Below are 12,858 nucleotides of genomic sequence, written 5' to 3'. Positions count from 1 at the left end.
TCGGGTGGTTCCTGCTTTCGATGGTGTGTCGGTGGGCCGGGAGTCGGCGGCCACGCGGGACGTGTCGTAGCTGATTACCGTACCGCGCCCGCCGCGGTCGTCCAGGGATCGGTGCGCAACTCGCTGACCCGCGCCTGCCAGCCGTCCCGGTCGGCGAACGCCGCGTCGAGGACGTTGCGGGCCTGGGCGCACCACGGGTACTCGCTCGCCCAGTGCGCGACGTCCACCAGCGCGGGGCCTCCCGCGCGCAGATGTTCGTCGGCGGGATGGTGCCGCAGGTCGGCAGTGACGTAGACGTCGACACCCTGCGCGGTGGCGAGTCCGAGGAAGGAATCACCGGATCCGCCGCACACCGCCACGGTCCGCACCGGCCGGTCCGGATCGCCCGCGCCGCGCACGCCCCATTCGGTGGCGGGCAGAGCGGCGGCGACGTCGGCGGTGAACTCGCGCAGCGTGCGGGTCTGCGGCAGCTCCCCCACCCGGCCGAGCCCGCGATCGCTCGGCAGGTCGGCGAGCTCGATGATGTCGAAGGCCGGTTCCTCGTAGGGGTGCGCGTCGCGCAGGGAAGCGAGCACCGCCGCGCGCGACCGGCGCGGGGCGATGACCTCGATCCGGTCCTCGGGGACGCGCTCGAGGTCGCCGACCGAGCCGATGGCCGGGTCCGCGCCGTCGACCGGGCGGAACTGGCCGGTGCCTGTGGTCGACCAGCAGCATTCGCGGTAGTTGCCGAGGGCACCCGCGCCCGCCGCGAACAGTCCCGCGCGCACCGTGTCGGCGGCGTCGGACGGCACCATGACGACCCACTTGTCGGTCGCGGGTTCGGGCTTGGCCTCGAGCGGTCGCAGGCCGGTCAGGCCCAGCGCTCCGGCGAGGGCGTCCGAGACTCCGGGGTTCGCGCGGTCGGCGTTGGTGTGCGCGGTGAACAGGGCGCAACCGCCGCGGATGAGGCGGTGGATCAGCGCACCCTTGGGCGTGTGCGCGCCCACCGTGTCCACTCCGCGCAGCAACAGCGGGTGGTGCACGAGCAGCAGTTGCGCGCCCCACTCGAGCGCTTCGTCGACGACGGCCGCGGTCGCGTCGACGGCGAGCAGCACCTTGTGCACCGGCTCGTCGGGGTCGCCGGCGACGAGTCCCACCGAGTCCCAGCTCTCCGCCAGCGACGGCGGGTAGGCCGTCTCCAGAACGTCGATCACCTCACGCAGCGTCGCCGCCGTCACGTCCACCTCCAGCTGATCCGCTCTCTCCTACGCGCACGACCCTACGCGGCGGAAGACCGGACGAACGGGGAGAATGGCCCGGTGACCGTTCTCGCTGCCACCCAGCCGCTCGTGCTCCCCGCTCCCGTCGTCCTGTTCGATCTGGACGGCACGCTCACCGATTCCGCGACCGGGGTGATCAACGGGTTCCTCCACGCCGCCGAGACGACCGGTTTCGAGGTGCCCGACGGCGACCTGCAGTGGCTGCTCGGACCGCCCATGCGCGACACCCTGCAGAATCTCGGGCTCGACGAGGAGCAGGTCGCTGCGGGACTCGCGGCCTACCGGGACTACTACTCCGCGACCGGCTGGGCGGAGAACGCGGTCTTCGACGGCATCGAAGCGGTGCTCGATGCCGTGCGCGGGGCCGGGAGTCGCCTGGCGGTGGCGACGTCGAAGTCCCAGGCGTTCGCCGAGCGGATCCTCGACCACTTCGGTCTGACCGGATACTTCGAGTTCGTCGGTGGTGCGAGCGACGACGGCGCCCGGCGGCACAAGTGGGAGGTCGTCGCGCACAGCCTCGCCGCTCTCGGGATCGATCCGCAGGATGCCGAAGCGGGCGGCACCACCGGTGTGGTGATGGTCGGCGACCGCGAGCACGACATCCACGGTGCAGGCCGGTTCGGCATCCCCACGGTCTTCGTCGAGTGGGGTTACGGGACCGAGACCGAGGGTCGTGCGGCGGCGCGGACGACCGCCTCGGTCGAGGAACTGCGCGAGGTACTCACGGGTGGACACTGACGACCGCTTCCACGTGACCTTCGTGTGCACCGGCAACATCTGCCGGTCGCCGATGGCCGAGAAGATCTTCGCCGAGCACCTGCGGCGGGAGGGACTCGACGACCGGGTGCGGGTGAGCAGCGCCGGCACGCACGGCTGGCACGTCGGCTCCGAGGCGGATCCACGCACCGACGCGGTGCTGCAGCGGCACGGCTATCCCACCGGTCACCGCGCCGCCGAGCTCGGTGCCGAGCACCTGTCGGCCGACCTCGTCGTCGCCATGACCACCACCCACGAGCGGGCGCTGGCGCAGCTCGGTGTCCCGTCCGATCGCCGTGTGCTGCTGCGTTCGTTCGATCCCGACGCCGACGACGATTCCGTGCCCGATCCGTACTACGGCTCCCTCGACGAGTTCGAGCAGGTCCGCGAGCAGATCGAAGCCGCCGTTCCGGGCCTGCTCGAGCGGGTGCGGCAGCAGTGAGACGCACCTCACCGGCTACCGTGGATCTGTGCGCCGATTGACATTTCTCCTACGCCCCGGCTGGTTGGTCCTGGCACTGGTGGTCGTCGGCTTCGCCTACGCGTGCTTCACGGTCCTCGCGCCGTGGCAGCTCGGCAAGAACACGAACACCGAGGACCGCAACGGTCGCATCGCTGGGTCGATGGCACAGGATCCGGTTCCCGTCGGCGAACTGCTGGGCGGCGACGGTCCGACGATCGAGGACGAGTGGCGCCGTGTGCTCGCGCAGGGCTCCTATCTGCCCGAGTCGGATGTACTCGTGCGGTTGCGCAACGTCGAGTCGCGGCCGGCCTACGAGGTGCTGACCCCGTTCGTCCTCGATTCCGGCGGAACGATCCTGGTCAACCGCGGGTACGTGCGGCCCGTGCGCGGCACCGAGATCCCCGAGATTCCAGCCGCGCCGTCCGGCACCGTCACCCTCGACGCCCGCATCCGGATGTCCGAGGGAACGGTCGAGGACAAGGCCCCCTTCGTCGACGACGGCTACCAGCAGGTGTACTTCATCGACGCCCCGCAGGTCGCGTCCGTCACGGGTCTCGATCTCGAGGACGTCTACCTGCAGCTCGACGCCGACCAGCCCGGCGGTCTCGGCGTGATCCCGCTCCCCCAGCTCGATTCGGGCCCGTACCTGTCCTACGGCCTGCAGTGGCTGGCGTTCGGGATCATGGCCCCGCTGGGTCTGGGTTACTTCGTGTGGGCCGAGCTGCGGGAACGTAGGAAGTCCAAGGGTTCGCAAGACGGTGGTGACGCAGCCGAGGCCCCGGCGGAAGCGGCACCGCGCACCGCGAGCGAGAAGCTCGCCGATCGATACGGCCGGCCGCGGTGACCGAGCCGACCACCCTGCCCCGATTCGAGGAGCTCCCGATGTACGCGACCGTCGACGACTATCTGGCCGACAAGGATCCGGCCGCCGTCGATGTGTTCCGGCACGTGCGCGCGATGATCCTCGACCTCGGCGGCGACGTCACCGAGCACGTCCACGCGTCGGAGATCTCCTGGTCGCGGGGCCGGCCGTTCGCGGCGGCGTTCGTCTACGCCTCGCGTCTCGAGGTGGCCCTGGATCTGCCGCGGCGTATCCACCACGCGACGCTGCGTGAGGCGTTCCCGAAGAAGGGGACGGTGACGACGCACCGGCTGAGCGTCTCGTCGGTCGACGAACTCGACGACCACTTCGTGGAGTTGCTCGACGTGGCCTACCGCACCGCGGCGGAACCGCGCGACTGACGCCCCACGACTCCCTTCCGCACGAAGGAAACGAGATGGACGAGGTCAGCGGCGCGATCCGGTTCCTGTCCGCCTTCACGGCCATCGAGAACCACTTCAAGTGGCAGCTGCAGACGGACGAGGAGCACATGAGCTTCGTCCGGATGGCCAAGGAGTACGCCCGGCGCCACCGCACCCAGGTCGATCTGCCCGCCCTCCGGGCCTTCGCGGACCTGCGCAACGCGCTCGTGCACCAGGACTACTACGGGGGCAAGCCGGTCGCCGATCCGGTCCCGGAGGTCGTCGAGGCGATCGAGAGACTGCGCGACAGGATCATCGATCCGCCGAAGGTGCTGCAGGTCCTGCCGAGACGGGCACCCGCCGTGTTCGAGACGGGCACACCACTGAATCGGGTGCTCGACGAGATCCGGCGCCACGACTACTCGCAGTTCCCGATCTACGAGGACGACACCTATCTCGGGCTGCTGACGACGAACTGCATCGCCCGCTGGCTCGCGCATCGTCTCGCGACGGACGAGATCGTCGAGAGCGAGACCGTCGGAGCGGCCCTGGAGTTCGCCGAACCGCACGAGCGGGCCGCGCACCTGCCCCGAACCATCACGGTGCCGCAGGCGATCAAGAAGCTGTCCCCGCCCGCGGGCGGGCAACTGCCGCCGACGGCGTTGATCGTCACGCACAGTGGCAGCGCGAAGGAACGGCCGCTCATGATCGTCGTCGCCGACGACCTGCCGACGCTCGTCGCGGCGGTGAATGCGGGACATTAGATCCGTGTGGACCCGACCCCGCTGAGCGGGGCTCGATCCACCGGAATCGCACATGGGATTGTGGGCGCGGAGGGTTTCGAACCCCCGACCGCTGGTGTGTAAAACCAGAGCTCTACCACTGAGCTACACGCCCGAAAGACGGCGGCAGGTGCCGCCGACTTCGCATCAGGACTTTAGCGCGGCGAGCGCTCTGGCCCAAGCTCCCTGGTCACGGGCCTCTCCGGGCTGGTTCTCCTCCGCGAACTGCACGATGCCGTCCTTGTCGATGACGAACGTGCCGCGGTTGGCGAAACCGAACTTCTCGTTGAACACACCGTAGGCCTGCGCGACCTCGCCGTGCGGCCAGAAGTCGGACAGCAGCGGGAAGGTGTAGCCCTGCTCGGCCGCCCAGATCTTGTGGCTCGGCGACGGGCCGACCGACACCGCGAGGATGGCGGTGTCGTCGTTCTCGAAGGTGGGCAGGTCGTCGCGGACGGCGCACAGCTCGCCCTGGCAGACGCCGGTGAAGGCGAGCGGGTAGAAGACCAGGAGCACGTTCTTGCTGCCCCGGAAGCTCGACAGCGTCACTTCCTGGTTGTTCTGGTCCTTGAGGGTGAAATCGGGGGCTTCGGTGCCCACGGCGATCGGCATGCGTGTGGATCCTTACGTTCCGGGAGCCGGTTCAGCGGCGGGGACGGCCGGCCTTGGGCTGGACGAGGCGGCTGCCGATCCAGTCACCGAGGTTGGTGGCCGTGGTCTGGGTGAGGCCGGCCGTGGCGGCCGACTCGGCGATCTCGCTGGGCTCGACGTGATCAGGGCGCCCGGTCTTGGGGGTGAGCACCCATACGACGCCTTCGTCGGCGAGGGGGCCGATCGCGTCCATGAGGGCGTCGACCAGGTCGCCGTCGCTGTCGCGCCACCACAGCAGCACGACGTCGACGACCTCGTCGGAGTCCTCGTCGAGCAGCTCGGTACCGGTGACCTCTTCGATCGCAGCTCTCAACTCGTCGTCGGTGTCCTCGTCCCAACCGAGTTCCTGCACCACGTGGTCGTGAGTGATACCGAGCTTGGAGACATAGTTCTTGGCATCCGCCGCGGCGACCACGGTGGCTCCTCCTAAGGGTTGTGGTGCGCGAATCGGATCCGCGTACCGGCGTGACGATCAATTGGTCAAAGCGAACATCGTTGCGGGCCTCAACGCAACCCGAATCGCTGGGAAAAGCGGGAGAATCTTTCCAGAGGGACCCGTTGCACCGCCCCGCACCGTGTCCGATCCGTCCTGTTGGCCGGGCCAGGGCGTGATCCTTCGTCGCGGATGGGGGAAGATGAGGGGTGCATCATGTTCAGATGTCGATTGCGTCGGCTCCCACAAGAGCCGGCCGACGGAGAGGGCGCTCCACCTACGCGCCCACCACGATGAGGAGCAGACGTTGACAGACCTGATCCACGGATCCGACTCCCGAGAAGGCGCTGCACCGGGCGCGTCGGGACCGGATTCCTCGGCCAAGCCGGCATCGACCAAGGACAATCGTGTCCGGGTGATCCGCGAGGGCGTGGCCTCCTACCTGCCGGACATCGATCCGGCGGAGACCGAAGAGTGGCTCGAGTCGTTCGACGGGATGCTCGAGGCCGCGGGTCCCACCCGCGCGCGCTACCTGCTGCTTCGCATGCTCGAGCGTGCCAACGAGCGCAAGGTCTCCCTTCCCGCCCTGACCTCCACCGACTACGTCAACACCATCCCCACCGAGAGCGAACCGTGGTTCCCCGGTGACGAGGAGGTCGAGCGTCGCTTCCGCGCGTACATCCGGTGGAACGCGGCGATCATGGTCACCCGCGCGCAGCGCCCGGGTGTCGGCGTCGGTGGTCACATCTCCACCTACGCGTCGTCCGCCGCCCTGTACGAGGTCGGCTTCAACCACTTCTTCCGCGGCAAGGACCATCCCGGCGGCGGCGACCAGGTCTTCATCCAGGGCCACGCCTCCCCCGGCATCTACGCCCGAGCCTTCCTCGAGGGCCGCATCGGCACCGAGCAGCTCGACGGCTTCCGGCAGGAGCACAGCCACGCCTCGCTCGGTGGTGGCCTGCCGTCGTACCCGCACCCGCGCCTGCTCCCGACCTTCTGGGAGTTCCCGACCGTGTCCATGGGTCTGGGCCCGATGAACGCGATCTACCAGGCACGGTTCAACCACTACCTGCACGACCGCGGCATCAAGGACACCTCCGATCAGCACGTCTGGGCGTTCCTCGGCGACGGCGAGATGGACGAGCCGGAGTCGCGCGGTCTGGCGCACGTCGCGGCCACCGAGGGTCTCGACAACCTGACCTTCGTCGTCAACTGCAACCTGCAGCGTCTCGACGGCCCGGTGCGCGGCAACGGCAAGATCATTCAGGAGCTGGAGTCGTTCTTCCGCGGCGCCGGCTGGAACGTCATCAAGGTCGTGTGGGGCCGTGAGTGGGACGCCCTGCTGCACGCCGACAAGGACGGCGCGCTGGTCAATCTCATGAACGTCACCCCCGACGGCGACTACCAGACGTACAAGGCCAACGACGGCGCGTTCGTGCGCGAGCACTTCTTCGGCCGCGACCCGCGGACCAAGGAGCTGGTCAAGGACCTGTCCGACCAGGACATCTGGAACCTCAAGCGCGGCGGCCACGACTACCGCAAGATCTACGCGGCCTACAAGGCGGCAATGGAGCACAAGGGTCAGCCGACGGTGATCCTCGCGCACACCATCAAGGGTTACACGCTCGGTAAGCACTTCGAGGGCCGCAATGCGACCCACCAGATGAAGAAGCTCACCCTCGAGGACCTCAAGTACTTCCGCGACGTCCAGCGGATCCCGATCTCCGATGCCGAGCTCGAGAAGGATCCGAAGATGCCGCCGTACTACCACCCCGGCTTCGAGTCGCCCGAGATCCAGTACATGCTCGAGCGTCGCCGGGCCCTCGGCGGCTTCCTGCCGGAGCGCCGCACCGCCGCGAAGCCGTTGGCGCTGCCCGCGGAGAAGACCTACGACGTCGTCCGCAAGGGTTCGGGCAAGCAGGAGGTCGCCACCACCATGGCGACAGTCCGTGTGCTCAAGGAACTGTTGCGCGACAAGGAGATCGGCAAGCGCATCGTGCCGATCATCCCGGACGAGGCCCGCACCTTCGGTATGGACTCGTGGTTCCCGTCGCTGAAGATCTACAACCGCAACGGTCAGCTGTACACCTCGGTCGACGCCGATCTGATGCTCGCCTACAAGGAGAGCGAGGTCGGCCAGATCCTGCACGAGGGCATCAACGAGGCCGGTTCGACGGCGTCGTTCACGGCGGTCGGGACGTCCTACGCGACGCAGGGCGAGCCGATGATCCCCGTGTACATTTTCTACTCGATGTTCGGTTTCCAGCGCACGGGCGACGGCCTGTGGGCGGCGGCCGACCAGATGGCACGCGGGTTCGTCCTCGGCGCGACGGCCGGTCGCACGACGCTGACCGGTGAGGGCCTGCAGCACGCCGACGGGCACTCGCTGCTGCTCGCGTCGACCAATCCGGCCGCGGTCACCTACGACCCGGCGTTCTCCTACGAGATCGCCCACATCTTCCGCGACGGTCTGCGGCGGATGTACGGCGGCACGGAGGGTGTCGACGGCTTCGGTGGCGAGGACGTCTTCTACTACATCACCATCTACAACGAGCCGTACTCGCAGCCGGCCGAGCCGGAGGACCTCGACATCGAGGGGCTGCTCAAGGGCATCTACCTGTACAAGCGGGGCCAGGAGTCGGGCCCGAAGGCGCAGATCCTGGTCTCGGGCGTGATGATGCCCGAGGCGCTGCGTGCGCAGGAGATCCTCGCCGACGAGTGGGGCGTGTCCGCGGATGTCTGGTCCGTCACCTCGTGGGGCGAGCTGCGTCGCGACGGCGTCGAGTGCGACCGGCAGGCGCTGCTGAATCCCGGTGAGGAAGCTCCGGTGCCGTACGTCGCGTCGGTGCTCAACGATGCGGCGGGTCCGTTCGTCGCGGTGTCCGACTGGATGCGCGCGGTGCCCGATCAGATCCGCAAGTGGGTTCCGGGCGACTACACGGTGCTCGGCGCCGACGGCTTCGGCTTCTCCGACACCCGTGGCGCCGCCCGCCGCGTGTTCAACATCGACGCCGAGTCCACGGTGGTCGCGGTGCTCTCGGCGCTCGGCCGCGAGGGCGCGATCGATCGTGAGAAGGCCGTCGAGGCGGCCCGCACCTACAAGATCGACGACGTGACGGCCGCCCCGGTCTCGATGGCGGATCCGGGCGTCGCCTGATCCGTCCGCCGGTCACGTCCGAGTGGCGTGACCGGCCGGCTCGCGGCCGCCGGGTACTTTCGTCCCATGGTCGACGAGCCGCAACCCCGCCGGATGGGGCAGGTACCGGGCGTTCACAGGGAGCGCCCGGTACCGCCGTCCCGTCCCGAGCGGGCACCGCTCCCCGACGCGCTGCTCCGTCGGGTCAAACAGTTCTCGGGGCGACTGTCCACCGAAGCGGTGCACGTCATGCAGGAGCAGTTGCCCTTCTTCGCCGATCTCGACGCGTCGCAACGGTCGACCGTGCAGCTGGTCATCCAGACATCGGTGGTCGACTTCCTCGAGTGGGTGCGCAATCCCGACAGCGACCTGCGGTTCAGCCTCGACGCCTTCCAGATGATCCCGCAGGATCTCGCCCGGCGGCTGACGCTGCGTCAGACGGTGGACATGGTCCGCGCGGCGATGGAGTTCTTCGAGCAGTGGCTGCCGGCCCTCGCCCGCAACGAGGAACAGCTCGTGGCGCTCACCGAGGCGATCCTGCGCTACGGGCGCGAGCTCGGTTTCGCCGCCGCGGCGGTCTACGCGGGGGCGGCCGAGTCGCGGGGCGCCTGGGACACGCGGCTCGAGGCCCTCGTCGTCGACGCCGTGGTGCGCGGCGACACCGGGCCCGACATGCAGTCGCGGGCCGCGACCCTCAACTGGGACGCGACCGCCCCGGCGACGGTGATCGTCGGAACTCCCCCACCCGACCAGGGCGTCTCGGTGATCACCACCGTGCACACCGTCGCCCAGGAGCACGGTCGCGCCGCCCTCGCGGTGGTGCAGGGCGAACGCCTGGTGATGGTGGTCAGCGGTGAACTGCACGGGACGGTCGACGCGGCGAACTTCCGCACCGAGTTGATGCGCGCGTTCTCCGACGATCCCGTGGTGATCGGTCCGACGACACCGACGCTGGCGACCGCACACGTCTCCGCCGTCGAAGCGCTCGCCGGCATGGAGGCGGTCGTGGGGTGGCCGGGGGCTCCCCGGCCGGTGCACGCCGCCGAGCTGTTGCCCGAGCGCGCGCTGCTCGGTGATCCCGGCGCGATCGCCGCGCTCGAGGACTTCGTCGTCGCCCCGCTCGCTGCCGCCGGGCCGTCCCTCGCAGACACGCTGGACGCATACCTCGACAGTGGGGGTGCTGTCGAGACTTGCGCCCGGAAGCTGTTTGTTCATCCAAATACCGTGCGGTATCGATTGAAGCGGATCACAGAAGTCACGGGTCGGGATCCCACAAATCCTCGCGATGCGTACGTGCTCCGAATCGCTGCCACGGTAGGTCGCCTGGCACGAAGCCATAACGAATTGAGATCGCCTGCACCACCTGCCACTCGATTCACAATTCGCGAATCGGACACGTAACGTCCCCGGCCTTTCCTCCGATAGCGAGCACCGACGTGCAGATTTGTGGGAACCCTACAAATCGAGGGGCAACCTTTCATCGCTACCGACATCTCGCAGGCACCCGCTCGCGGTGTTCCCTGGTGATCGTGATTTCGCTGCTTGCCCCCGGCCAGGGGTCTCAGACACCCGGAATGCTCGCCCCGTGGCTCGAGCAGTCCGGAGCGCGCGACCGCATCGACCGGTGGTCGCAGACGGCGGGACTCGATCTCGCGCGTCTCGGCACCACTGCCACCGCCGAGGAGATCACCGACACCGCGGTGACCCAGCCGCTCGTGGTGGCCTCCGCCCTGCTCGCCTTCGAGGATCTCGACCGTCGCGGCCTCGTGCCCGCCGACACGATCGTCGCCGGCCACTCCGTCGGCGAACTCGCCGCGGCCGCCATCGCCGGTGTCATCAGCGCCGACGACGCCGTCGCCCTCGCCGCCGTCCGCGGAGCCGAGATGGCCCGCGCCTGCGCGCTCGAACCCACCGGAATGTCCGCCGTTCTCGGCGGCGCCGAGGACGAGGTGCTCGCGCGCCTCGCCGAGTTGGATCTGACCCCCGCGAACATGAATGCGGCCGGTCAGATCGTCGCAGCCGGGCGCCTGAGCGCGCTCGAGGAACTCGCTGCGAACCCGCCCGAGAAGGCCCGCGTCCGCGCCCTGCCGGTCGCCGGTGCCTTCCACACCCGATTCATGGCACCCGCCCAGGACGCCGTGGCTGCCGCCGCGGCGAAGATCACACCTTCGGATCCGACGCACACGCTGCTGTCGAACTACGACGGCAAGCCCGTCACCTCCGGAGCCGACGCCCTCGAACGTCTCGCAGCCCAGGTCACCCGGCCCGTCCGGTGGGACCTGTGCACCGCCTCCCTGCGCGAGGCGCAGGTGAGCCGGATCGTCGAGCTTCCCCCCGCCGGCACGCTGGTGGGCATCGCCAAGCGCGAGATGCGCGGCACGCCCACCGTCGCCCTCAAGACCCCCGCGGAGATCTCCGCTCTGGCCGAAAGTCTTCAACTCGGTTAGGTTGCTGCGCGCGCCGTCGCACAGCACGGGCACCTCACCGGGAACTCCCCGGACCCCCGGCCGGAAACATCCGGCCGGTTTCGAACGACATAGTCGACAGATCGAGAAGGGAGCCACATCGTGGCCGCCACCCAGGAAGAAATCATCGCCGGTCTCGCGGAGATCATCGAAGAGGTCACCGGCATCGAGCCCTCCGAGGTGACCGTCGACAAGTCCTTCGTCGACGACCTCGACATCGACTCGCTGTCCATGGTCGAGATCGCCGTCCAGACCGAGGACAAGTACGGCGTGAAGATCCCCGACGAGGATCTCGCCGGTCTGCGCACCGTCGGTGACGCCGTGAACTACATCCAGAAGCTCGAGGCCGCAGGCGTTCAGGCCACGAACGACAACGAATGAGTTCTGCTGTGACCTCCCCTTCTCCTCGGGCACTCCGCAACGTCGTCGTCACCAGCCTCGCGGCTACGACGTCGATCGCCGGCGACGTGGACGCCACCTGGAAAGCACTGCTGGCCGGTGAGAGCGGGATCGGCACCATCGACGGCGGTTTCGTCGACGAGTTCGACCTCCCGGTGCGCATCGGCGGAACCCTGAAGGTCAGCCCCGACGAGGGACTGTCCCGCGTGGAACTCCGTCGCATGAGCTTCGTCGAGCGCCTCGCGCTCACCCTCGGGCGCACCGTCTGGCAGAACGCCGGCAGCCCCGAGGTCGACCAGGACCGTCTCGGTGTGGTCATCGGTACGGGCCTCGGTGGCGGCGAGTCGCTCATCGACGCCGTCGACAAGCTCCGTGTCGGCGGCTACCGCAAGGTCTCGCCCTTCGCGGTGCAGATGATCATGCCGAACGGACCGTCGGCCACCGTCGGGCTCGAACTCGGTGCCCGCGCCGGGGTCATCACCCCGGTCTCGGCGTGCTCGTCCGGATCCGAGGCGATCGCCAACGCGTACCGCATGATCGCCTTCGGCGACGCCGACATCGTCGTCACCGGTGGTGTCGAGGGTCAGCTGGACGCGGTCGCCACCGCGGGCTTCGCGATGATGCGGGCGCTGAGCACCCGCAACGAGAACCCGAAGGGCGCCTCGCGTCCGTTCGACAAGGACCGCGACGGTTTCGTCTTCGGCGAGGCCGGCGCACTGATGGTCCTCGAGAGCGAGGAGCACGCCAAGGCACGCGGAGCGACCATCCACGCTCGTATCCTCGGCGCCGGCATCACCTCCGACGGTTACCACATCGTCGCCCCCGACCCGGAAGGTACGGGAGCGGCTCGGGCCATGCGGCGGGCGATCGAGACCGCCGGGCTCACCAAGGCCGACATCGGGCACGTCAACGCGCACGCGACGGCCACCCCGATCGGCGACGTGGCCGAAGCCAAGGCCATCAACGCGGCCGTGGGCAACCACGCCGCGATCTACGCCCCCAAGTCCGCGCTCGGTCATTCGATCGGTGCGGTGGGTGCACTCGAAGCAGTACTCACGGTCCTGACTCTGCGTGACGGGGTCATCCCGCCCACGCTGAATCTCGAGAACCAGGATCCAGAGATCGATCTCGACGTGGTCAAGGGCGAACCACGTTCCGGCCGGATCGATTTCGCGCTGAACAACTCGTTCGGTTTCGGTGGGCACAACGTGGCGCTCGCATTCGGTCGCGCCTGACCGTCGACGCCGGTCCGCCCCATGCGGTGGAGGCTCC

13 protein-coding genes and 1 tRNA gene are annotated in these 12,858 nt (G+C 68.8%); 10 read left to right on the top strand and 4 right to left on the bottom strand.

Annotation, left to right across the window (positions count from 1 at the left end; all coding sequences use genetic code 11):
* Positions 1 to 74 precede the first annotated feature (74 nt).
* Entirely contained in the window at positions 75 to 1,223 is a 1,149-nt protein-coding gene (locus ACNJ7K_RS14730; RefSeq protein ID WP_120283335.1) for a Nif3-like dinuclear metal center hexameric protein, read from the bottom strand.
* A 75-nt stretch (positions 1,224 to 1,298) separates the two neighbouring features.
* Between ACNJ7K_RS14730 and ACNJ7K_RS14725 the strand changes: the two genes are divergently transcribed.
* The 5 genes from ACNJ7K_RS14725 to ACNJ7K_RS14705 are packed head-to-tail and all read left to right on the top strand — an operon-like array spanning position 1,299 to position 4,484.
* Positions 1,299 to 1,997 (top strand): HAD hydrolase-like protein, encoded by a 699-nt coding sequence (locus ACNJ7K_RS14725; protein ID WP_487041846.1) that lies wholly within the window; start codon positions 1,299 to 1,301, stop codon positions 1,995 to 1,997.
* The gene (locus ACNJ7K_RS14720; RefSeq protein WP_487041845.1) at positions 1,987 to 2,457 is read left to right on the top strand and encodes a low molecular weight protein-tyrosine-phosphatase; all 471 of its coding nucleotides are present in this window, start codon (positions 1,987 to 1,989) and stop codon (positions 2,455 to 2,457) included. Before ACNJ7K_RS14725 ends, ACNJ7K_RS14720 begins: the two co-directional genes overlap by 11 nt.
* Positions 2,458 to 2,485: 28 nt before the next feature.
* A complete protein-coding gene (locus tag ACNJ7K_RS14715; protein WP_033097779.1) occupies positions 2,486 to 3,322 on the top strand; it encodes an SURF1 family cytochrome oxidase biogenesis protein in 837 nt (278 codons plus the stop codon).
* Positions 3,319 to 3,720, top strand: coding sequence for a DUF5655 domain-containing protein (locus ACNJ7K_RS14710; protein WP_159418013.1), 402 nt, complete (start codon positions 3,319 to 3,321; stop codon positions 3,718 to 3,720). The genes ACNJ7K_RS14715 and ACNJ7K_RS14710 overlap by 4 nt, the downstream gene beginning before the upstream one ends.
* Before the next feature lie 35 nt (positions 3,721 to 3,755).
* Positions 3,756 to 4,484: a CBS domain-containing protein gene (locus ACNJ7K_RS14705; protein WP_159418012.1), complete on the top strand. Its 729-nt coding sequence runs from the start codon at positions 3,756 to 3,758 to the stop codon at positions 4,482 to 4,484.
* A gap of 61 nt (positions 4,485 to 4,545) precedes the next feature.
* Here the strand turns inward: ACNJ7K_RS14705 and ACNJ7K_RS14700 are convergent.
* The 3 genes from ACNJ7K_RS14700 to ACNJ7K_RS14690 all read right to left on the bottom strand — a co-directional run bounded on the left by ACNJ7K_RS14700 (position 4,546) and on the right by ACNJ7K_RS14690 (position 5,568).
* Positions 4,546 to 4,617 (bottom strand) — tRNA-Val (locus tag ACNJ7K_RS14700).
* 32 nt (positions 4,618 to 4,649) lie between these two features.
* A complete protein-coding gene (locus tag ACNJ7K_RS14695; RefSeq protein WP_016693279.1) occupies positions 4,650 to 5,114 on the bottom strand; it encodes a peroxiredoxin in 465 nt (154 codons plus the stop codon).
* 31 nt (positions 5,115 to 5,145) lie between these two features.
* Complete coding sequence (locus ACNJ7K_RS14690) at positions 5,146 to 5,568, bottom strand: DUF3052 domain-containing protein (RefSeq protein WP_006554437.1); 423 nt, start codon at positions 5,566 to 5,568, stop codon at positions 5,146 to 5,148.
* Between the two features lie 325 nt (positions 5,569 to 5,893).
* On the opposite strand from ACNJ7K_RS14690, the gene aceE reads away from it, so the two are divergent.
* The 5 genes from aceE to ACNJ7K_RS14665 all read left to right on the top strand — a co-directional run bounded on the left by aceE (position 5,894) and on the right by ACNJ7K_RS14665 (position 12,821).
* Complete coding sequence (gene aceE, locus ACNJ7K_RS14685) at positions 5,894 to 8,743, top strand: pyruvate dehydrogenase (acetyl-transferring), homodimeric type (RefSeq protein ID WP_230791263.1); 2,850 nt, start codon at positions 5,894 to 5,896, stop codon at positions 8,741 to 8,743.
* Between the two features lie 93 nt (positions 8,744 to 8,836).
* Positions 8,837 to 10,123 (top strand): PucR family transcriptional regulator, encoded by a 1,287-nt coding sequence (locus ACNJ7K_RS14680; protein WP_120284381.1) that lies wholly within the window; start codon positions 8,837 to 8,839, stop codon positions 10,121 to 10,123.
* Positions 10,124 to 10,251: 128 nt separating this feature from the next.
* Positions 10,252 to 11,169: an ACP S-malonyltransferase gene (locus tag ACNJ7K_RS14675; protein WP_487041844.1), complete on the top strand. Its 918-nt coding sequence runs from the start codon at positions 10,252 to 10,254 to the stop codon at positions 11,167 to 11,169.
* Positions 11,170 to 11,289: 120 nt separating this feature from the next.
* Complete coding sequence (acpM, locus tag ACNJ7K_RS14670; RefSeq protein WP_006554441.1) at positions 11,290 to 11,568, top strand: meromycolate extension acyl carrier protein AcpM; 279 nt, start codon at positions 11,290 to 11,292, stop codon at positions 11,566 to 11,568.
* A complete protein-coding gene (locus ACNJ7K_RS14665; RefSeq protein ID WP_487041843.1) occupies positions 11,565 to 12,821 on the top strand; it encodes a KasA/KasB family beta-ketoacyl-ACP synthase in 1,257 nt (418 codons plus the stop codon). Before acpM ends, ACNJ7K_RS14665 begins: the two co-directional genes overlap by 4 nt.
* Positions 12,822 to 12,858 lie beyond the last annotated feature (37 nt).

It is taken from the genome of Rhodococcus shunpengi, assembly GCF_048381395.1.
GTDB lineage: Bacteria > Actinomycetota > Actinomycetes > Mycobacteriales > Mycobacteriaceae > Rhodococcus.
This window is presented reverse-complemented; position numbering and strand designations above follow the sequence as displayed.

Bases quoted from the DNA above. Each gene is read 5' to 3' on its own strand.
- ACNJ7K_RS14665 (WP_487041843.1), top strand. From the start codon at position 11,565: ATGAGTTCTGCTGTGACCTCCCCTTCTCCTCGGGCACTCCGCAACGTC.
- ACNJ7K_RS14680 (WP_120284381.1), top strand. From the start codon at position 8,837: ATGGGGCAGGTACCGGGCGTTCACAGGGAGCGCCCGGTACCGCCGTCC.
- ACNJ7K_RS14695 (WP_016693279.1), bottom strand. From the start codon at position 5,114: ATGCCGATCGCCGTGGGCACCGAAGCCCCCGATTTCACCCTCAAGGAC.
- ACNJ7K_RS14705 (WP_159418012.1), top strand. From the start codon at position 3,756: ATGGACGAGGTCAGCGGCGCGATCCGGTTCCTGTCCGCCTTCACGGCC.